This window comes from Clostridium pascui, from assembly GCF_016908015.1.
Classification (GTDB): Bacteria; Bacillota; Clostridia; order Clostridiales; family Clostridiaceae; genus Clostridium_AK; species Clostridium_AK pascui.
The window spans coordinates 335,094-356,575 of the sequence record NZ_JAFBDB010000002.1 but is presented as its reverse complement, the minus strand read 5'-3'; the positions used below and the strand labels follow the sequence as shown (position 1 = coordinate 356,575).

The window sequence follows — 21,482 nt, the reverse complement described above, 5'->3', positions numbered from 1 at the left end:
CACTAATCATTAGTTATTAACAACTGATTACTCTCTAATTCCTACTGCATATTTCATTATGCTTTCCTGGGTTGCATCGCTGCGACTTAGCTCTCCTGTAACTTTTCCTTCGTTCATTACAATAACTCTATCACTTACACCAAGTATTTCTGCCATATCTGAAGAAATCATAATTATTGCTTTTCCTTCTTTTTTAAGTTCATTTAAAACTTCATAAATTTCTTTTTTAGCTCCTACGTCTATACCCTTTGTAGGTTCATCTACTATAAGTAAGTTAGGTGATAGCATGATCCATTTTGCAATTATTGCCTTTTGTTGATTACCACCGCTTAAATTTTTCATCATTTGAGCATGAGAAGGAGTTTTTACTGAAAGTTTTTCTATATACTCTTTAATTTCCCTAAGCTCTTCTTTAGTGTCTATTCTCTTAAATGTATTTTCATACTTTTTAAGATTGCTTAATGTCATGTTTGTTCCAACAGTCATATTAAGCACTAATCCTTCTTTCTTTCTATCCTCAGAAAGATATGCTATCCCATGTGTTATAGCATCTTTTGGAGAATTTATATTGACCTTTTCTCCATTTATATATACTTCGCCTGAAGTTTTTCTGTATTCTCCAAATATAGTTTTTGCGGTCTCAGTTCTACCAGATCCCATAAGGCCTGCAAACCCTACTATTTCTCCAGCTTTAACTTCAAAAGAAACATCTTTTACTTTATTTTTGTAACTTAAGTTTTCAACCTTTAAAACTATATTTCCCTTTTTCTCTTCTCTATAAGGAAATTGTTCTTCAAGTTTTCTTCCTACCATCATAGCAATAAGGCTGTCCTTATCTACGTCCTTTACCATTGCCTCTCCAACATACTGTCCATCTCTTAAAACTGTTACTCTATTACATATTGCAAATATTTCATCCATTCTATGAGATATATATATTACTGCTATTCCTTCACTTCTTAACTTTTCTATAACTTCAAATAGCTTTTCTGTCTCCACATCTGTAAGTGCAGTAGTTGGCTCATCCATAATTATTATTTTAGAATCCTTGGATACAGCCTTTATTATCTCTATCATCTGCATTTCCCCTACAGTTAAGTCGGATGTCATAGTACTTGGATCTGTAGTAAATCCAATTCTACTTAAAAGCTCTCTGCTTTTTTCTATCATATATTTCTTGTCTAATTTTCTAAAAATACCGTTATATTTTTCATTTCCTAAAAATATATTTTCATATATGGTAAGATTCGGAAGCAAGCTTAATTCTTGATGTATTATAGATACACCTAGAGCCTCAGCATCTTTTATTCCTGTTACGTTTGCTTCTTTACCTTCTATAAAAACCTTTCCTTCATCTTTTGTATATACACCACTTAAAATCTTCATAAGCGTGGATTTACCTGCTCCATTTTCACCTAAAAGAGCCATTACTTCTCCACCATAAGCTTTTAAGTTTACATTTTGAAGGGCTTTTACCCCTGGAAACGATTTTGATATATTTTGCATTTCCAATAGAGGTGTCTTATTCTCCATAATCATTTCCCCCTTTAAAAAACTACGCCAGATTTTAAAATTATGTTGGCATATGGTGTCTGCTCTCCTGTCCTAACTACTGCCTTACATTTTTTTAAGTTTTCCTTTAATTCTTCATGACTTATCCATGTAATTTTTGCGTTTCCTATTTCTTTTGCTATACTCTCATAAACTTCAGGGCTAGCCTCTTTTATTTCTCTTGCAATTTCAACTTCCTCTATTTCAAGTTCAGTTAAAATTGCCTTTAATGTATCTATGAATGTTGGTAAATTCTTTATAACCGCTAAATCTATTCTTTCAACTGAGTTAGGTATCGGAAGACCTGCATCTCCTATGGCAATACTATCTGTATGACCCATTTGAGATATAACTCTTGATATTTCGCTGTTTAATAATGGGGTCTTTTTCATCGGTGTTCCTCCCATATCTAATAATAATTAAGCTTTCATTACTTCTTCAAGTGTAGGTAGTGACGTTTGAGCTCCTTTTCTTTGTACTACTATTGAAGAAACCTTGTTTGCAAAAGTTACTGCTTTTGTCAAAACTGTATAGTTTAAGCTTTCCTCATCACAAAGTTTTGTTGCCACACCACCTATAAAACTATCTCCAGCTGCAGTTGTATCTATAGCCTTAACCTTATGAGCTGGGACTATACAAAATTCATCCCTTGAAATAAGCGCTGCTCCTCTTTCCCCTAAAGTTATTAATACAAATTTAACTCCTTTATCTAAAAAAGTTTTAGCAGCTTCCTTTATTGTATCTTCACTATCCACTTTTATTCCTGTAAGTTCATATGCTTCTGTTTCATTTGGCGCAATTATATCCGTATATTTTAAAAGTTCTTCTGGGACTTTTCTTGCTGGCGCTGGATTTAATATAGTTATAACTTCATTTTCCTTTGCCATCTTAAATGCTTCTATACTTACTTCAACTGGTGTTTCAAATTGAGTTATAAGCACCTTTGAATTTATTATAGCTTTTTCTGATTTTTTAATATCTTCACTGGTTATAGCCATATTTGATCCAGAAACTACTATAATTGAGTTATTTCCTTCATCATCTACAGGTATTATTGCCATCCCTGTAGGTTCTTTTTCATCTGTATATAAATATTCTAAGTTTACATCATCATTTTTAAGAGCTTCAACTAGGCTGTTGCCATTGTCATCGTTTCCAACTTTACCTACCATATATACGTTAGCTCCAAGTCTTCTTGCTGCTACTGCCTGATTAGCGCCTTTACCTCCTGGAATTTTATCAAATCCCTTAGCAAGTATCGTCTCTCCGCTTCTAACCATTCTTTGAACTTTAAGCACTATATCCATATTAAGACTTCCTAGTACACAAATACTATTTTTCATTAAGTATTCACCCACCTAACAATACTTAACCGATTTACTAAACCGGTTTACTAAATTATATAATATTATATATTCAATGTCAACGTTTTACATGACATATTTTTTTTGAATTACACCAATGTGCTATACTACTTATACTAACCAGTTTAACATTATGCTATACTTTGCCTTAAATTTAACAACCTATTTATCAATATATTAACAAACTTTATTGTTCCCAAAAAAAGGATAACTAAACATTAATAAATGATAAATATAAAAAAGCACATAATCACAATTCTAGATTAGTGCTTTTCATTTTAATTATATAATACAACCTTTGCTTCTATCTTTTTCTTAGTAATTTCAAGAAGCACATAGGAGTACCATCTTTCCTTAAGTTTTTTAGTTGGAGAGCCTGGATTTATTAGAAGCGTTTTTCTCTTAGTCTTTATAATAGGCTGATGACTATGTCCAAATATAACTATATCAACCTTATCTTTTTCAAATTCATTATATGCTCTATCCATGGTATTTTCCCCAGAACCATGCCCATGATAAAGTCCAATTTTATAGCCCTCTATGTTTATTATTTCACTTTGCCTAAGTTCCTCTGTAAGTTTTCCCTTATCATTATTTCCGTAAACTGCAATAACCTTTTTATACTTTTGCATTTTATGAAGCACCTCAATTGAGGTAAAGTCCCCCAAATGAATAATTAAATCCACATCAGAAAAGTATCTCTTTATAATCTCTTCTATTTTTTCAGGATGCTTACTCAAATGGGTATCTGCTGTTACCCCTATCTTCATTTAAACACCGCCCTATAATTTTGTTACATATTATGATATGAAATATTTTTTAATTAAGGCACTGATTATCAGTATTTTATCGATTTTTTTACTTTTTATTATATTTTCTATTTATCAATCCCTAATCACTAACTATTAATCTCTAGCCTGTATGAGCCTAACGCTAAAAAAAATTAATACTTAATACTAAATAGTTAATAGTTATCAAAGAAATTCTGTACAAACAGAATTTCCTCCTTCCGCACACATACCAACCATGTTTTAATGTTGAATTATAGTATGGAATTTGCATCGTAGAAAGTATTTTTCAGTTACCACTCAACACTGAATTCTTAATGTTGAATACAAAGGCATGGGATTTGCATTGTAGAAAGCCATTAAGCACACGCTAACTATGATTTTAATGTTGATTTTACAAGTATGGAATTTGCATTGTAGTAAGCATTGAGCAAGCATTAAAAGGACTTTATTTCTGATTTTAAAACACCGTATAAAGCCTTCTATTGTCTGAACGAAGTGAGTTTAGAAGGCTTAGGTGTTTTAAAATGAAGAAATATTAGTCCTTTTTTGCGAAGCGAACGCTTACCTAAATGCAAATTTCATACTTGTGTTTCAACATTAAAACGCTTCATATATAACTTTTAGTGCTTTTTCAAAGTCTCCATTTTCAACCCCTATAATTATATTTATTTCACTGGAGCCCTGAGTAATCATTCTAACATTTACATCGCTTTCATATAATGCATTAAATAACTTTGCTGAAATTCCTGCATTTCTTTTCATAACCTTACCTACTACAGCAATTAAAGCCATATCTCCATGAACTTCTATAAAATCAGGCTTACATTTAAATCTTATTTCTTCTAGTATTTCCTCAAGCTTTCCATTTAACTCTGAATTAGAAACTATTACAGATACGTTATCTATTCCTGAAGGCATATGTTCAAATGCCATATTATGATCTTCAAGGATAGAAAGTACCCTTCTGCAATATCCTTTTTCAGCATTCATCATTGTCTTTTCAATTGTTATTACAGTAAAGTCCTTTTTACCTGCTACCCCTGTAATAGTATTGTATGTATTTTCAAAGTTATCATCACTAACTATAAGAGTTCCATTATCTTCAGGACTATTTGTATTCTTGATATTTATAGGTATTCCAGCTTCTCTTACTGGAAATACAGCTTCTTCATGAAGCACTGTAGCTCCCATATAAGAAAGCTCTCTTAATTCCTTATAAGTTATTTTTTCTATATTTCTTGGATTATCTACTATTCTTGGATCTGCCATTAAAAATCCTGAAACATCTGTCCAGTTTTCATATAGAGCTGCATTAACTCCTCTTGATATTATAGATCCTGTTATATCTGAACCGCCCCTTGAAAATGTCTTTATATCTCCATTTTCTAAGGCACCATAAAACCCTGGTATTACCGCTGTTGGGATATCTGATAACTTTTCATTTACCGTTTTAACAGTAACTTCTAAGTCAAGTACTCCTTTTTCATTAAAGCATATCAATTCCTTAGGATCAACAAAAGGAATGTTTAGATAAGCTGCAAGTATAAGTCCGTTTAGATATTCTCCCCTGCTCGCTGTATAATCTTTACTCGCCCCATTTTTAACCTTTTCTCTTACTATATTAAGTTCACTTTTTATATCTAAATCTAGATTTAATTCTTCTACAAGCCCCATATATCTTTCTTCAATTATATTAAATACTTCCTCAAAGGAAATGTTTTGCTCAACATGGGCATGACAAAGATATAATAAATCAGTTATCTTATAGTCTTCCTTAAATCTTTTTCCCGGTGCTGAAGGAACTATGTATTTTCTTCTTGAATCCTCCATTACAATTGACTTTACCTTTTTAAATTGTTCACTATCTGCTAAAGAACTGCCACCAAATTTTGCTACAATAATTTCATTCATAAAAAAGCCCCCTATTTCATTAGTTTTTTGTCAAATAATTATCAATTTTTGCCCCTTAATTTAATAAATTAGCGCAACAAATTCACAAGTTATTAAATTAATAAGATTATATTACTTTACCATAAAGTTTTCAATTGTTAATTCTAATCTAAAAAGGAATTTGAGACGTTTTTAATGTTGAATCTTCCGTATAGGATTTGAATTTAAGAAAGCGTTAACTTTTAAATTAAAGTTCCTCACTTATTTAGTGTAAGTTCTTATACCGTCCTGGGCTGCCGCCCTAAAAGATCTTTATGCGTTCATTTCGCTGAGAGCGGATAATATTTATAAATTTAAAGGAATTTCGTCAAAACGAAATTCCCTCCTTCAGCAGTGTAGATAAGGACATTTTTAATGTTAAATTTAGTCTGAGTTCTGCATTGTAGAAAGCATTGAACAAGCAATTAGAAGCTCTTTATCTCTCAATTTAAAACACCGTAAAAAACTTTCTACTGTCTGAGCTACAGCGAGTTTAGAAAGTTTAGGTGGTTGAAATTTAGAGATATTAGAGATTCTTTGCGCAGTGAACGGTTTCTTAAATGCAGAACCCAGACGAAAGATTTAACATTAAAAATACCGTATTTTTTCTAGTCTTCGTCTAAATAAATTCCATACATACGATGTTTTTTACATTTGTCATGTTTACCACATTTCTTATCATGAAGATCTTTTATGTCATCTATATCCTTCATACCGCACTTACATTTATTTTCTTTCATTTTACTTTTTACTTTTTTATGGCACTTATCATAATCATCATCGTCATCCATATCATACATTCCCTGTACATCTGGCATCATTGGACACATACCATGGTGCATACCGTGCATTCCCATCATTGGATGCATTCCACATGGCATGCAGCACATCATCATTGGGCACATTCCATGGTGCATATCGTGCATACCCATCATTGGACACATTCCGTGGTGCATATCATGCATACCCATCATTGGACACATTGGTCTGCCTGTCTGTGTCCCTTGTAATCCTTGTGACATTGGACAATCCATACAATGATGCATCATTGAGTTTTCCGTATCATCCATATCATAAACATCTTTCATTCCAGTCATGTTATTCATATCATTCATGTCATATATGTCCTTCATTCCAGTCATATTGTTCATATTATTCATATCATATATGTCTTCCATTCCAGTCATATTATTCATGTCGCTCATATCATATATGTCTTTCATTCCAGTCATATTATTCATGTCGTCCATGTCGTAAACATCTTTTACTCCAGCTACGTTATCTGTATCCCCTATGTCCTTAATATTGTAAATGTCATCCATGTTATTCATATCTGAGTCATATTTACTCTTATTTATTTCGTTATCATCCCTGTACATTTCTTGATAATACCTACTCCTCATATTTCTTTTCACATTTACACCCCTATTTTTAAAATGTTACGTTATATAATATGAAGACTTTTTTAAAAATGTGCTAATAGAATTTAAATTTTCTTTATCATTTCCAATATCACTTCATCTTTCAAGCTATCATTTAATCCTTTAATATATTTATGTAAGTTAATATCCTTCTCTTTATATGCATTAATAAGTTTTGATATTACAATCTCTATATTTTCATCATTATTAACTGGGTTAATATCTTCAATGTTATTATTTAATACTATTATGTTTTCTTCTACACTTTGAGATGTTATATTTAAAAGTTCTTCTTTAATCTCTTCATTTATTACCTTAATTTTATGTTCCTTAAGCCATTTCAATGTAATCTTAGGGAGCTCCATATTTATGGCTGCTTTAGCTTCCTCGTCAGCAATTTCATTATAAAGATCACCGGTATGGCTATCTACCTTTACAAAAATCACCTTAAGATTATGATTTGTCATAAGCCTATTCATTGTATTGTAATACTCCTCAGATGACTTATCTCTTCTTTCCCAGTATCCTGTTGCATGATGAGAAATCCCTTCATAATCATGAAGAATTACAATTTCTTTATATCCTTTTTCTACTGCATATTCTGCTGCTCTAACTGAAGCCTTGAGCTCTCCTGCAATTTGCCTTAAAGCCTTTTTAGAATCATCCTCTGGTGCTCCATTTTCTATATACTCTATCACATTATCACAAACCACTACTAGTCCATACCCAAATTTACCCGTAGACATATTAAAACTTCCATCTACATATGCATGAGGTATATCTAAAGGATATGAATCCTCACCCTTCTTTAAGAGCTTCTTTGTATCAGTTAAAAAACTTTTAGCTTCCGCCATGGATTCAAAGCTTTTATATTTAGCCCCCTTAACTCCCTTAACATATTTTAAGCATTCAGCCCAAGTGCCTACTATTAAATCTTCTATCTTTTTATTACTTTCAAAATCGTACCCTTCTTTAATTGCGTAAACCTTTTTCCCCATATGTTCCTCCTTTTAAGATAATGTTGATTACCAAGTATAGAATCAACATTAAAAATATCATTTAAACTACTTATTGATGAAATTCGTATCGTTGAATTTCTTTAATTATATAGATCTAAAAAGAACTTTCGCAAAGCGAAATTCTCTCCTTAAATATATCAGTTTACATAAAGATATTTTTTAATGCTTATAGAGTATGGTATTTACATCGTAGAAAGCATTGAATAAGCCTTAGAGCGGCTTTCTTTTAAAATTTAAAATTCCGTTAGGAGCCTTCTATTGTTTGAGCGTTAGCGAGTTTAGAAGGTTTAGAAATTTTGAATTTTAGAAGATTAGCCGCCCTTAGCGAAATGAACTGCTTTCCTAGATGCAAAGACCACACTACCTATCTAGCATTAAAAAATATCATCACTATATTCTTTATAATAGCATATATTGGTACTATTGCAAAAGCAGTAAATGGTCCTCCTATGGCTATTGCCCCTATTACCAAAAATATATCAGTTAAAGGATGTATGTTCATACTTTTAGCCATTACTAATGGTACTACAACTCTTCCCTTTAAAGTTTGAACAATGATAAATAAAACTATAAGCTTTAAAAACATAGGGAGTCCCATTCCTATTGCTATGACCACAGGAATTATCATTGAAATAAAAAATCCTACAAAGGGTATAAATGCAAGTATAAACGTTATGGTTGAAAGAAGTAGTGCATTTGGCATCCCTATAATTTTATAGCCTAAAAATATCATACTGGCTAGTGACAATGCTACCTTTGCTTGACCTGTGACATAATGGCTAAGTATGGTATCACTTTCAGACAATATTTCATTTGAAACTTTTTTATGCCTTGTAGGTATCATCCTTAAAATCTTATCTTTAAACTTATCTCCATCCTTAAGCATATAAAAGACTATAACTACTATAAGAAATACTGTGGAAAATGCATTCATAAAATATCCTATAACTCTCATAAAATTATATCCTATTTGCTGAATGTAATTTGTAGCAGAGGCTGCTATTAATGCATATATTTTACCTACATTTATAAAACTGTTTATCCAACTCATAAATCCATCAATTTGTTCTTTATTATTTAAAATTGCCCACATCTGTCTTGTAAGTTGTTCGAATTGTCCATATGCATATTTACTAAAATAAGATAATAATCCACTTAAAATAAATGTAAATATTATTAATGAAAGTAAACTTGCTTTGCCTCGAGTAAGTCCCTTTTTTATAAAAATATCATTGAGAGGTCTTATTATATAAAATAGCAGTGCTGAAATAAACAGAGGAATTAAGAATGCCTTAGCTATAGTTAGCATAAGCTTATGAATAATACTTAATCTTCCCAATAAAATAAAGACTAGTATCCCTAAATTTATTATTACTAATATTTGAATTATTTGAGTTTTAGTTTTTATAATAATCGCCCCCATTTTCTAATTCAAAATTAGTATTAACCATTCACTTTCCCCCTATACCTTAAAATTCAAGCCCCGATCTCTTTTCTATAGTATCAAGCGCTGAATTGCTTGTGGTTAATTGAAATATTATATTAGCTTTTCAAGATAAATTTGTATTTAAATATTAAAAATAAATTTACTTTTGGCATTAGCTATTTGTTGCACTATATGGTATAATCTTCAATATTATAAAAAATTTTTACAAAAGAGGGTTATCAACATGAGAAAAAAAGCAATGAAACAATCTACGCTTAATCGCATTTTAAGTACCATTGCAATCGTCCTTGCAATTTTATTAATTAGCGGCGGCGTACTTATTAAAATGGCATTTAAAACGGAACAAAATATACAAGCTAAAAGAACGAATCTTAAAGATTTGGGATTAAAATTTGGAGATGCCACTGATTATTTATCATCAGAAGCAAGAAGTTATGTTCAATTTGGCGAAAAGGAACATTACGATAACTACATGAGAGAATTAAACCAAACTAAATCTATGGAAAATGCAAAAGAAAATTTAATAAAACTTGATATACCTGAGGAACAGCTAAGTTTACTTGAAAAAGCTAAGACATCATCTGATGCATTAAGACAAATAGAGCAAGAAGCAGTTAAGGCAGTTGCACAAAAGGACTTTAATAAAGCACGCCAATTAATGTTTGATTCTAATTATGATACTCAGTCAAATGCTTTAACAGATGCGCTAATAAGATTCGAAAATAGCATAGATGACAAGTCAGCCAAAGAGCTAAAAATAGCTGAAGCAGTGCTAGCTAGATATATAATACTTTTAATGATTTTAACCTTTGCTCTAATTGCATCTACTTTAGTAAACGTGTACGTTTATACAACTAAACTTATAAACCCTATTAAAAAATTAAGAGATATTTTAATTGAAGTGTCTAAAGGAGACTTTTCTGTAGATGTCAATCTTCCTGTAAACGAATCTGAAATTGGAGAACTTACAGGTGCAGTTAAGCAAACTGTGGATAATGTTTCATCCATACTTGAGTCTTTTAAGGAAACTTCTAAAAACATAGATGAAAAATCACTTTCCTTAGCTGCAATATCTGAAGAAATGACATCAGTATCAGAAAATGTAGCAAGTGCAATACAAGACGTAGCTGAAGGTACAGGCTCTCAAGCACAAGATTTGGTCTCTATCACATCTATTTTAAATCAATTTGGAGAAAAGCTTGAAAAAATTGTTCAAGATATATTAGATGTTGATGTAGCCTCCAAAAACTTTAATGCTATGGCAAGCGATAGTAATAATAATATGAATTTTTTATCTGATTCAGTAAGAAATGTAGGATCTTCTTTTAACGACTTTGCTTTAAAAATATCAACACTTGGACAAGATATACATAAAATAAATGAAATAACAAGCATTATAAATGGCATCGCAGACCAGACAAATTTATTAGCGCTAAATGCCTCTATTGAAGCAGCTCGTGCTGGAGAAGCTGGTCGTGGATTTGCTGTAGTTGCAGATGAGATAAGAAAACTTGCAGAACAAACAAAGGTTTCATCAGATAATATAAATTCATTAGTAAGCAATATATCAAATAGCTCCAATACAATTTTAAGCACTACTGATACCATGGACGACGAATTAAAAAATCAAGTTAATGTTATAAAAAACACCATTGATTCATTCCAAGATATATTACATGGTATAGACAGGTTAGCTCCTAAAATTCAACATATCACTGATTCTGTTGAAGAAATCAATAAAGACAAAGATGTTATACTAGAAAAGGTTGAAGCTTCTTCTTCCGTTGCTCAAGAAATATCTGCATCTTCTGAAGAAATTTCAGCTTCAACTGAAGAAATGAATGGTTCCTCTCTAGATGTAGCAACAACAGCACAAAACTTAACTGAAATGACAAGTAAGGTACTAGATGAAATTAACAAGTTTAAAACTAAAGAATAAGTAAATGCTTCATAATAAGGATATTACGACATTTTTAATGTTGAATCTATCGTATGGGTTCTTCATTTAAGAAAGCATTCACTGCGCAAAGAAGCTCTAATATCTCTCAATTTCAATCACCTAAACTTTCTAAACTCGCTGCCGCTCAGACAGTAGAAAGTTCTTTACGGTGTTTTAAATCGAGAGATAAAGAGCTTCTAATTGCTTGTTCAATGCTTTCTACAATGCAGAACCCATACTAAATTTAACATTAAAAATGTCTTCATCCACACTACTGAAGGAGGGAATTTCGTTTTAACGAAATTTCTTTAAATTGGTACTTATCAAAGGGCTGATAAGCCCGCATACCGATAGGTCGGGAAACATTAATAATACAAGGATTTTAGGGTTAGAGAAGCAATCTATATGTAGTTTATGTAAGGAAGTTACAAAAGTAGGATATTATTAATTGTATAATAGAGGTTATTTACACAATGAATTTATAAATGGAGGTACAAACTAAATGAAGTATAAGGTTATTGAAGAACATAAACCTAATAATATTAATCCTATAAAAGCAGAGAAAGGTGAAACTGTAAAATTAGGTAGAAAATCTGGTGAGGATGATGGTTGGAATAATTGGATATACTGTTACAGTTTACATAGTAATAGTGAAGGATGGACTCCTGCACAGATTATTCAAACTCAAAATGAATATGGAATTGTATTAAATGATTATTCGGCTAAAGAGTTGGACGTAAGTAAAGGTGATATAGTTGATGGAGAATTAGAACTCAATGGTTGGTTATGGTGTAGTAGATTGACTGATTTAGAAGATGGATGGCTACCTACAGAAAAACTGATAGCATTATAAGATGTTTAATAATTGATAGTTTACAATTATGTTAAAACGTGGATTAAGGGAACTTTTTAAGTTCCCTTAAATATAGCATACTATCAACACTGTTCTTTAACAGAGCCTTAATTTATAAATTAAATTTTTTCATCTATTTTCTATAAGTTCTTGTAACCTCCTGGGCTGCCGCCCTAAAAGACTTTTGTGTGTTAAGGCTCTAAAATATTTTAGAAATTCAGTTCACTGAATTTCTTCCTTCAGCAGTTTTCTTGAAGATATTTTTAATGGTGAAGAGTATAGATTTTTCATCGTAGAAGGCATTGAATGAGCTCTAAAAGGGCTTTATTTATAAACTCAAAATACCGTTAAGAGCCTCCTACTGTTTGAGCCTATGGCGAGTTTAGGAGGCTTAGGTATTTTAAATTTATAAATATTAGCCCTTTTTAGGGAAATGAACGCCTTCCTAGCTGAAAATTCTATACGCCACCCAGCATTAAAAATATCGTGCCATTTCTATTCTTCTATAATTTCGGACGAGTAAATTTTCCATTGTCCATTTACTTTCTTAAAAGTTAATGTCATAGTATATACTTCTTCTTCCGCAACATCTTCTCCTGTTTCTGGATCTTTGTATGTTATTTTATCATTTTCTATCACTTTAACTTTCGCTTCTTTAGCAGTCATTGACATCATATCTATAGATTCATAAATTGCTTCAATATTTACTTGTTCCTCAGCTAAAGCTGCAAAAACTTTTGTATATATATCTCTAGTGTCTTTATATCCAGGAGTACTTGGATCTATCTCAGCCATATACATTTCAATATCCTTAAAGTTTACTGCTTCAGCAATATTATTAAGAACCTCCTTCATATCTGCAAACTCTTTATCTAAGTCCATTACTACAAATTGTTGTACATTATCACTAAGTGAACCTGCTCCACCTAATAAATAATAATTTTCAAGTGCCTTTTCATCAAATTTTGATTGCTGTTTATATAAATTAGATTCATCTGCAAGCACCATTGGAGCATTTAACTTAACAGCTAATTGGCTTCCTGATAATGCATCTGCAAATCCCTTACCTGATGCTAGTACAATATTTTTTGTATCTAAATCAAACTCATTAAATATGCTCATTGAAGTTTCATATCTAGTGCTTCCACCTAGTCTAACTATTTCTACTGAAGGAAGCATAGCATTAATTTCATTTACAACTGCTGGCTTAACTACACCTTCTCCACCAACCACATAAACCTTAGATGGCTTTATTTTAGTTAACTGGCCCTTAATTAAGTCCGGAAGCTTGTCTGCATTTGTAAGAAGCATTGGATAATCCTTTATTGCTGCAACCCCAGAAGCACTTAGTGCATCTGCATACCCTAACGCATTTGATATAAACACTGGAGTTCCTTCTTGAACTTCTAATTCATTTATAATAGCATTATTGGTTTCTATTCTTCCCTTACCAAAAATTCTTGTAACCTTATACCCTTTACTTGTAAGTGCATTTTCTGTTTCTTTACTTACAACGCCTTCTCCACCAATAATATAAACATTTCCTTGATCCTTTAATTTATTTGATATGTATGCAATTGCCTCGCTGCTGCTCTTTAAATCTCCTGCAAGAAGCAGTGGAGCATTTAACTTTTTAGCAAAGGTACTTGCACTTAATCCATCTGCAAATCCAAATCCAGATGTAATTACCACATTTTCTAGTTCACCAAATCCTATTTCCTCTGCTATAGCTCTTGATGTTTTAAATCTGTCTAATCCTTGAACCCTTTTAGCAGTTTTAATTAACTGTGTTTCAGCTTGTACATTTGTATGGTTAAATCCTTGAGCAATAGTAAAAGCTAGAAATGTTGATAACATTAATTTTGATACTCTCTTAAAATTCATTTGTTTTCCTCCGTATAATCTTCATAAATAATTCCATTTATATTTCCATTTTATATTAAATCCTAAAGAAAATCTATTGGATAGTAATGGATATTAATGAATGAATATACTTATCATCTAATAAAGAGCATATAGTAATTGCCATCTAAAATATTTTCATTAAAAATATTACTTACAGTTGATAATGTAAATATAGCTGTAATTATTAAGTTTAATATAATTCCCCAAACAGCAAGTACCCTTTTCTTTTCTCTTGCAAACACTCCTATAATTCCAAGAACTAATCCCACCACACTTGAAATCATACAACCAATAAAAAGTATTCCAATTAAGACTACTATAGGAGATGCTTGCATTACTTCCTCTGATGATATACCCGCTATAACACTGTTATAAGTTATTATCACACCTACTATAAATATAACTATGCTAACTAAAGCTATTACAAATGAAGCAATTCCTAAACCTGAATGCTTGTAATCTTGCTTTTCATCATAATTTGCGAAGGTACTTTCATACTGGCTCCACTCACCAAGCTGAAAGCATCGTTTTACCTTGGGAAGCATATAAAATATCATTGGTAAAATATAAATTATTACTGCAAACACTGCTGTTATAATAACTACGGCCTTTTCTTCAATGCTTATATCGAAGGTAATTATCATTTCCAAAACACAAGCTGCCATTAACCCTATAAAGGATTTACGCGCAAGTTCTTTCTTTAGCAATAGTCCAACACTTGTAACTGTAAGTGCCGCCCCTATAATTCTAAGAACTATATTATCAACATAGTAAAATCTGCTTGATGGATCTGCTCCCTCTATCATTCCAGTAATTCCAATCCAAATATATAATAATGCAATGACCACATTTAATCTTTTTATTTTTTTAACACTCATACTCATTTTTATTACCACCTCAATATGTTATATATAAATGAACCCATGTTTCCAGCTGCAACAACTTGGGCACAGAATAATGTACTAGTAATTTCCTCATCCTTACGTTTTAAATATTATTCAGTAGATAACTTTGGCAGAAAGTTCTACAAAGAACCTTCTGCCAAAATTATTTGCTATATGTTAAAACTTCACTTCTTAAAATTCCCTTTATTCTTCTATTATTTCACTTTCATAAAACATCCATTTCCCATTTATTCTCTTTAAATAGTAAATTCCCTTTTCTTCTATGGTTTCTTTATATCTTTCAGCTGGAATTTCTAGCAAGTCACTTTCTACTATTTCAACTACTGCCTCTTTATAGTTTATTTCAGTTATTTTCATATCCTTATAAGTTACAGTAATATTTATACCGTTCGCTTTTAATTCTTTAAATACCTCTGTATATAACTCTTTAATTGGAAGATATATTTCAGATTTTGGATCAATAACCGACATATACTTATTTACATCTTTAGTCTTTATTGCTTGTGCAAGGACATCAAACATTGCTGATATTTCAACATATTGTTTTTCCATATCAAAATCTATAACAAATTCTAAACTATCACTAAGGGAGCCCTTACCTCCTAATAAGTAGTAGTTCTCCATTCCCTTTGCTTCAAATTTAGCATATTGGTCATCTAAGTTAGACTCATCTGCAAGTACCATTGGAGCATTTAATTTAACTGCCAGCTGACTTCCTGATAATGCATCTGCAAATCCTTTACCTGATGCTAGTACAATATTTTTTGTATCTAAATTAAATTCATTAAATATGCTCATTGATGTTTCATATCTACTGCTTCCGCCTAGTCTAACTATTTCTACTGAAGGAAGCATAGTCCTAATTTCATTTACAACTGCTGGCTTAACTACTGCTTCTCCTCCAACTACATAAACCTTAGCTGGCTTTATTTTAGCTAACTGATTCTTGATTAAATCCGGAAGTTTGTCCGCATTTGTAAGAAGCATTGGATAATCCTTTATTGCAGCAACTCCTGAAGCACTTAATGCATCTGCATAGCCTAGAGCATTTGATATAAATACTGGAGTTCCTTCTGTTACTTCTAATTCATCTATAATAGCATTATTTGTTTCTATTCTGCCCTTACCAAATATTCTTGTAATCTTATATCCTTTATTTATAAGTGCATTTTCAGTGTCCTTTCCTATAACTCCTTCTCCACCAATGATATAAACGTTTCCGTTTGATTTTAATTTACCTGATATGTACGCTATTGCCTCACTGCTGCTTTTTAAATCTCCTGCAAGAAGTAGTGGTGCATTTAACTTTTTAGCAAAGGTACTAGCACTTAATCCATCTGCAAAGCCAAATCCAGATGTAATAACTACATTTTCTAATTCACCAAATCCAATTTCCTCTGCAATGGCTCTTGATGTTTTAAATCTGTCTAAGCCTTGAACTCTTTTTACATTGTTTGTTTCCTCTACTGTTTCAGCTTGTACACTTATAGGATTAAATCCCTGTGCAACTGTAACAGCTAAGATAGTTGTGATCATTAACCTTGAAACTCTTTTAAAATTCATGTATTCTTCCTCCACCCTTTATATAAAAATTAATACAATGTAAATTTTACATTAAATTACTGTTAAAATCCATGGAATAGTACTGGTAATCATTCCATTTATATACACATGTATGCCTACTGCAGAGGACAATTTAAATTTAAAACCTTCATCCTAATTATGCGCAAAAAACAAAGCCCCTCCATAATCTCCAATTGCTAGTGTCTAAGAGATCAACTATAACTTTTAGAGATTAGCTATTGGGGATTGACAACTAATAAAGTCTTTGTGAAATACTAAAATTTTTAATTATCTCCGTTTGCTATCATATACCTCATCTAAATGATTATTAATTTTGTTCATTCCGTTATGCAACTATATTCCAAATATTCAAGTGTTATAAAAATATCAAGGTCATATTTTCCACTATAAACATACTATAATATTAATAAAACTAATTTAATATAAAATACTACTTTAAAAGGTGTGTTTATGATGTTCACTAAAATTAAAGAGGAACTCTTGTTTAAAAAAGTATGTATTACTCAAAATAAAAGTCTTATCATCACATTGATTTTTAATACATTAGTATCTATAGGATTTATTTGTTTACTAATACATTTACTTTTAATTGGAAGGACTAATAACTTTCTGGGACTAAATTGGGCAGAAAAAATAAACTATGAACTTATTATTATTAGAGCATCAATTGCAAATATATTGCAGCTTACCCTTTTATTTATTAGGCGTATTTTTCAAACTCGTAAAAATTTAAGAAAAGACTTTATGGCTAACTCTATAGCCATTATAACTTATTTATATGTGGTAACCCTTGCAAGCCTCATAATAAAATTCTTCTATATAACTGTACTTATAAATAACATAATAATCTTCCTAAATGTGATTGGTTTTTTCATCATGCTTTATTATGTATACATTATTTTAAGAACCTTCGAACTTCTTCATGCTCGATTAGAAGATGAAGAAACACTTACCAAACATTTATACAAGCTGTCCTATACGGATAAATTGACCGGACTCGTAAATAGATGCTACTTATTATCCTTATTTGAAGATTATCTAAAAAAATATGACAGCAGTAACTTTATTCTTGGGATTTTATTTTTGGATTTAGATGGATTTAAACCTGTAAACGATAATTTTGGACATGATGTTGGTGATGAAGTTCTTAAGGAAATAAGTAGACGTCTTACAAAAAGTGTAAGAAATATTGATACTGTGGCCAGAATAGGCGGGGATGAATTCGTTATTTTAATACCTTATATACTTGATGATATAATACTTAAAATAATTGCTTCACGTGTCATCGAAGTGATAAATGAAAAAATATATATTAAAAATCATGAATTTACTATCGGTGTGAGTATAGGTATTTCAATTTACTCCAAAGACGGATTTGAGATGGACGAGTTAATAAAAAAAGCTGATCTTGCAATGTACAAGGTAAAAAAGTCCGGAAAAAATGGATATGAATTTTACTCATAATAATTTTAAGGAAATTTATGGGGAAATTACAGTGTAATTCCCCCATATTTCCCCGGCAATTTTTTACTTTTATCGAGGAATATTCCTTAATTAATCGTTGTTTTCCTCCACATTATTATGAGTTATTTCAACCCTTTTCCCCATTTTCTCCATGCCCCTTTTTATATATGAGCCAAGCTTATTTACCTTATCTGCACCAACATAGTTTGAAATTGTCTTTACCCCTTTTTTTACAATAAGAATTATATCTCCCTTTCCCTGCCAGTTTTCTAATATTATTTCCTCAGGAACTTCATTTAATATAGTATTTAATCCATAAAAGGCTATTGCAATGTCATCTATTTGACCTACAAATGGTATAAAATCTGGTAATATATCAATTGGGATAGCAAGATATCCTGCCACAGCAGCTACCTTTGCCTTAGTTTTAGACTCAACTCTTGTATCCTTAAAAAGTCTCCATAAAAGTGCTGCTATATCTGGAATGAGCATTGCATATTCTTTAATATTTTCATATTTGTCAGGAGTCTTAACATCTACAGCTGCTCTAAATTTTGTATAGGAATCCTCAGTAGTTTTCCTATCCATCTCATAAATTATCTTTTCTTCGTGAGGCTTTAAGGTCTCCTTATCCTTAGAATAAACTAAATCTTCTACATCAGCTACTATCTGTCCGTGAACAAGAGATATATTTTTCACCTTCATATTTACATTAGGTATAAGCTTTATTATAGTATCAAGGTCTACTGTAATTACATCACCTTCAACCTCAACACCATATGCCTCGGTCTTCTTCCCTACCTGCTTTAATATGATATTTTTTATACCAGCAAGCATCCCGATTTTTGCGACCTTCACGTCAAAAATTTTTACTTTAACCTTATTATCTATTACATTTCCAAGACCAACTACTGCGGTAAATGGGATCTCTACCCCTTTTTTATAACTTCCGTGGACATTTATAAGTTCTGCTACCTCTAAATTATTAAATTTTAACCCTTCTAAATCAATGAACTCATTTAACCCCTTTAATATCTCTTCCTCATGAAGAGTAAGCTTTACTGAACTTACTTTCATATTAATCAACTCCCTCACCTATTTTAAATTTCCTATTAAAACATTAATTTATACCTATAATATTAAATTCCTAATTAGCACTCTCAAGTGCCCAGTAATTATCCCTTAAGGCTAGTTACTGTGTATTAATTACCAAAATAATAATTGCTATATATAAGATTATACCCTAAATAGAAATTTCTGCAATTACTAAGAAAGCTTCCATAAATTACTTTAGTAAAAATTATGAGATTTATTAGACAATATCAAATAGCTATTATAGAATAATAAATGTTCGATGGCTCCCAACTATAATTGAAATATCGGAGGTATCTTGATGAATATGATGAAGAAAAAGCCTTTTTTATTACCGTTAGTAACTGCCGCACTATCTCTAGTGCTACTTATAGCATCTCAAGTTGGTTTTAAAACTACTGAAAATAAATCTTACGTAAATTTCTTGAAGGATTTAAACTCTCATAAAATAAGCAAAGTTTATTTATCCCCTGCTCCTCAGCTTAAGGTTGTATTAAGCGATGGAACATCTTATGAAACAGATAACCCTCGTATAGACACTTTTAAGGAAGTACTATTAAAAGAAGGCGTTAAAGTCTTAGAGTACTCTCCTACAGAAAGAAGTTCTGTAATATTTGGCTCAGCTTTTTTAGTATCAATTATCTCTTTAGTATTTGTAATGGCTAAAAAATCTGGTTTATCAAATAAAGGACTACTTAGTGTGGACAAACTTGAAACTTCAGCTCTTGAAGATACACCTTTCACCTTTGAAAATGTTGCCGGAAATGAAGAAGCAAAGGAAAGTGTTAAAGATGTAGTGGATTTCTTAAAAAATCCTGAAAAGTATGCAGCTTATGGTGCTAGAATGCCTAAGGGAGTTATACTTTACGGGGACCCAGGTACAGGTAAAACCTTGCTTGCAAAGGCTGTTGCTGGAGAAGCTGGAGTTCCTTTTTATGCAATGTCAGGTTCTGACTTCGTTCAAGTTTATGTAGGTGTTGGTGCAAGTAGAGTAAGACAATTATTTAAGAAAGCAAGGCAAAATGGTAAAGCCGTAATATTTATAGATGAAATAGATGCAATAGGTAAGAAAAGAGATGGTGGAAAAGCTGGCGGCTCTGATGAAAAAGATCAAACATTAAATGCACTTCTTACTGAAATGTCAGGCTTTAATGAAAAAGAAGGTATAATCATTATGGCAGCCACAAATAGGCTGGACATACTAGATGAAGCACTTTTAAGACCAGGTAGATTTGACAGACACATAGAAATTATGCTGCCAGATATATCTGCTCGTGAAAAGATATTAAATCTTCATTTGAAAAATAAACCAGTTGGAAATATCACTGTACACGAATGGTCACAAAAGACATCCGGCTTTTCTGGAGCTAAACTTGAAAGTCTTGTAAATGAAGCTGCGATACTTGCTTGTAAGGATGAAGCAAAAGCAATTGAAAACATCCACATGGACAAAGCATTTTCAATAGTTATAGCAGGTCATGAAAAACAAGATAGAGATTATATAACTGAAAAGGACAGAAAAGTTACAGCTTATCACGAAACAGGACATGCACTTGTAGGAATTAAGATGCTGCCTAATGAAAAAGTATCTAAGATAACAATAATCCCAAGCACAAAGGGTGCTGGTGGATATACCATGACAATTCCTGAGGACAAGCTATATCAAGATAAAACCTATTTAAAGAGAAGAATAATGATGCTTCTTGGTGGACGTGCTGCTGAAGAAATAATATTTGGTGAAGACAACATCACAACAGGAGCTAGCCATGATTTAAAACAATGTACAAACATTGCTTATCACATGCTTGGTGCATACGGTATGGGAAAATCCTTAGGTCTTTTAAGCATAGCAGCCTTAGGTGAAGGAAATGCAAAACAAGCAGACTTGGTTAATGAATGTAAGGAATTAATCGACTCACTATATGAAGAAACAAAAGCTCTTTTATTAAAAGAAAGAGATCTTTTAGAAGCTATAACTCAGGAACTTCTAGAAAAAGAAACTATTCACAATGAAAAACTAATTGAAATTGTGAACAAATTTTAAAGTGCCACCCACGTGACAAGTGGCAAGTTAAAGAAAGAAGGACTTTGTGGTGCAAAGTCCTTTTTTATATTTATTTCATAATTAACTTATACCAAGCCATCCACATATACCATATATTAACTGTTAACTTTTTACCAACCACATGTTATCATTTTATTGCATTAAGTTATAAGA

Annotated in this window: 16 protein-coding genes; 4 read left to right on the top strand and 12 right to left on the bottom strand. The window is 31.5% G+C overall.

The window, feature by feature from the left end:
• Nucleotides 1-27: 27 nt before the first annotated feature.
• The 8 genes from JOC70_RS06820 to JOC70_RS06785 all read right to left on the bottom strand — a co-directional run bounded on the left by JOC70_RS06820 (nucleotide 28) and on the right by JOC70_RS06785 (nucleotide 9,498).
• On the bottom strand, nucleotides 28-1,533 hold the full coding sequence (locus tag JOC70_RS06820; RefSeq protein ID WP_204598140.1) for a sugar ABC transporter ATP-binding protein: 1,506 nt from the start codon (nucleotides 1,531-1,533) through the stop codon (nucleotides 28-30).
• Nucleotides 1,534-1,547: 14 nt separating this feature from the next.
• Nucleotides 1,548-1,943: a D-ribose pyranase gene (rbsD, locus tag JOC70_RS06815; RefSeq protein ID WP_204598139.1), complete on the bottom strand. Its 396-nt coding sequence runs from the start codon at nucleotides 1,941-1,943 to the stop codon at nucleotides 1,548-1,550.
• A gap of 27 nt (nucleotides 1,944-1,970) precedes the next feature.
• Nucleotides 1,971-2,894 carry a ribokinase gene (gene rbsK / locus JOC70_RS06810; protein WP_204598138.1) on the bottom strand — a complete coding sequence of 308 codons (924 nt, stop codon included), beginning with the start codon at nucleotides 2,892-2,894 and terminating at the stop codon, nucleotides 1,971-1,973.
• Between the two features lie 299 nt (nucleotides 2,895-3,193).
• A complete protein-coding gene (locus JOC70_RS06805; protein WP_204598137.1) occupies nucleotides 3,194-3,685 on the bottom strand; it encodes a metallophosphoesterase family protein in 492 nt (163 codons plus the stop codon).
• Nucleotides 3,686-4,303: 618 nt separating this feature from the next.
• Complete coding sequence (locus JOC70_RS06800; protein ID WP_204598136.1) at nucleotides 4,304-5,617, bottom strand: aspartate kinase; 1,314 nt, start codon at nucleotides 5,615-5,617, stop codon at nucleotides 4,304-4,306.
• 626 nt (nucleotides 5,618-6,243) lie between these two features.
• On the bottom strand, nucleotides 6,244-7,050 hold the full coding sequence (locus JOC70_RS06795; protein WP_204598135.1) for a hypothetical protein: 807 nt from the start codon (nucleotides 7,048-7,050) through the stop codon (nucleotides 6,244-6,246).
• A 71-nt stretch (nucleotides 7,051-7,121) separates the two neighbouring features.
• Nucleotides 7,122-8,054, bottom strand: coding sequence for a ribonuclease H1 domain-containing protein (locus JOC70_RS06790; protein WP_204598134.1), 933 nt, complete (start codon nucleotides 8,052-8,054; stop codon nucleotides 7,122-7,124).
• A gap of 385 nt (nucleotides 8,055-8,439) precedes the next feature.
• Nucleotides 8,440-9,498 (bottom strand): AI-2E family transporter, encoded by a 1,059-nt coding sequence (locus JOC70_RS06785; protein ID WP_204598133.1) that lies wholly within the window; start codon nucleotides 9,496-9,498, stop codon nucleotides 8,440-8,442.
• A 247-nt stretch (nucleotides 9,499-9,745) separates the two neighbouring features.
• Between JOC70_RS06785 and JOC70_RS06780 the strand changes: the two genes are divergently transcribed.
• Both JOC70_RS06780 and JOC70_RS06775 read left to right on the top strand, forming a co-directional pair.
• Entirely contained in the window at nucleotides 9,746-11,461 is a 1,716-nt protein-coding gene (locus tag JOC70_RS06780; protein ID WP_204598132.1) for a methyl-accepting chemotaxis protein, read from the top strand.
• Between the two features lie 502 nt (nucleotides 11,462-11,963).
• Complete coding sequence (locus JOC70_RS06775; protein WP_204598131.1) at nucleotides 11,964-12,314, top strand: SH3 domain-containing protein; 351 nt, start codon at nucleotides 11,964-11,966, stop codon at nucleotides 12,312-12,314.
• 495 nt (nucleotides 12,315-12,809) lie between these two features.
• Here JOC70_RS06775 and JOC70_RS06770 read toward each other — a convergent pair whose 3' ends face one another.
• The 3 genes from JOC70_RS06770 to JOC70_RS06760 all read right to left on the bottom strand — a co-directional run bounded on the left by JOC70_RS06770 (nucleotide 12,810) and on the right by JOC70_RS06760 (nucleotide 16,687).
• A complete protein-coding gene (locus JOC70_RS06770) occupies nucleotides 12,810-14,198 on the bottom strand; it encodes a cell wall-binding repeat-containing protein (RefSeq protein WP_204598130.1) in 1,389 nt (462 codons plus the stop codon).
• 113 nt (nucleotides 14,199-14,311) lie between these two features.
• Nucleotides 14,312-15,103, bottom strand: a complete 792-nt coding sequence (locus JOC70_RS06765; protein WP_204598129.1) for a hypothetical protein — start codon at nucleotides 15,101-15,103, stop codon at nucleotides 14,312-14,314.
• 204 nt (nucleotides 15,104-15,307) lie between these two features.
• Nucleotides 15,308-16,687: a cell wall-binding repeat-containing protein gene (locus tag JOC70_RS06760; protein ID WP_204598128.1), complete on the bottom strand. Its 1,380-nt coding sequence runs from the start codon at nucleotides 16,685-16,687 to the stop codon at nucleotides 15,308-15,310.
• A gap of 471 nt (nucleotides 16,688-17,158) precedes the next feature.
• Here JOC70_RS06760 and JOC70_RS06755 point away from each other — a divergent pair, with 471 nt between their 5' ends.
• A complete protein-coding gene (locus JOC70_RS06755; protein ID WP_204598127.1) occupies nucleotides 17,159-18,172 on the top strand; it encodes a GGDEF domain-containing protein in 1,014 nt (337 codons plus the stop codon).
• Between the two features lie 90 nt (nucleotides 18,173-18,262).
• On the opposite strand, the gene JOC70_RS06750 is transcribed toward JOC70_RS06755, so the two are convergent.
• Complete coding sequence (locus tag JOC70_RS06750; RefSeq protein ID WP_204598126.1) at nucleotides 18,263-19,249, bottom strand: YkvA family protein; 987 nt, start codon at nucleotides 19,247-19,249, stop codon at nucleotides 18,263-18,265.
• Nucleotides 19,250-19,565: 316 nt separating this feature from the next.
• Between JOC70_RS06750 and JOC70_RS06745 the strand changes: the two genes are divergently transcribed.
• Nucleotides 19,566-21,308 carry an ATP-dependent metallopeptidase FtsH/Yme1/Tma family protein gene (locus JOC70_RS06745; RefSeq protein ID WP_204598125.1) on the top strand — a complete coding sequence of 581 codons (1,743 nt, stop codon included), beginning with the start codon at nucleotides 19,566-19,568 and terminating at the stop codon, nucleotides 21,306-21,308.
• Nucleotides 21,309-21,482 lie beyond the last annotated feature (174 nt).

Coding starts and splice junctions, on each gene's coding strand:
- JOC70_RS06820 (WP_204598140.1), bottom strand. CDS start 1,533: ATGGAGAATAAGACACCTCTATTGGAAATGCAAAATATATCAAAATCG.
- rbsD (WP_204598139.1), bottom strand. CDS start 1,943: ATGAAAAAGACCCCATTATTAAACAGCGAAATATCAAGAGTTATATCT.
- rbsK (WP_204598138.1), bottom strand. CDS start 2,894: ATGAAAAATAGTATTTGTGTACTAGGAAGTCTTAATATGGATATAGTG.
- JOC70_RS06805 (WP_204598137.1), bottom strand. CDS start 3,685: ATGAAGATAGGGGTAACAGCAGATACCCATTTGAGTAAGCATCCTGAA.
- JOC70_RS06800 (WP_204598136.1), bottom strand. CDS start 5,617: ATGAATGAAATTATTGTAGCAAAATTTGGTGGCAGTTCTTTAGCAGAT.
- JOC70_RS06790 (WP_204598134.1), bottom strand. CDS start 8,054: ATGGGGAAAAAGGTTTACGCAATTAAAGAAGGGTACGATTTTGAAAGT.
- JOC70_RS06785 (WP_204598133.1), bottom strand. CDS start 9,498: ATGGGGGCGATTATTATAAAAACTAAAACTCAAATAATTCAAATATTA.
- JOC70_RS06780 (WP_204598132.1), top strand. CDS start 9,746: ATGAGAAAAAAAGCAATGAAACAATCTACGCTTAATCGCATTTTAAGT.
- JOC70_RS06775 (WP_204598131.1), top strand. CDS start 11,964: ATGAAGTATAAGGTTATTGAAGAACATAAACCTAATAATATTAATCCT.
- JOC70_RS06770 (WP_204598130.1), bottom strand. CDS start 14,198: ATGAATTTTAAGAGAGTATCAAAATTAATGTTATCAACATTTCTAGCT.
- JOC70_RS06765 (WP_204598129.1), bottom strand. CDS start 15,103: ATGAGTATGAGTGTTAAAAAAATAAAAAGATTAAATGTGGTCATTGCA.
- JOC70_RS06760 (WP_204598128.1), bottom strand. CDS start 16,687: ATGAATTTTAAAAGAGTTTCAAGGTTAATGATCACAACTATCTTAGCT.
- JOC70_RS06755 (WP_204598127.1), top strand. CDS start 17,159: ATGATGTTCACTAAAATTAAAGAGGAACTCTTGTTTAAAAAAGTATGT.
- JOC70_RS06750 (WP_204598126.1), bottom strand. CDS start 19,249: ATGAAAGTAAGTTCAGTAAAGCTTACTCTTCATGAGGAAGAGATATTA.
- JOC70_RS06745 (WP_204598125.1), top strand. CDS start 19,566: ATGAATATGATGAAGAAAAAGCCTTTTTTATTACCGTTAGTAACTGCC.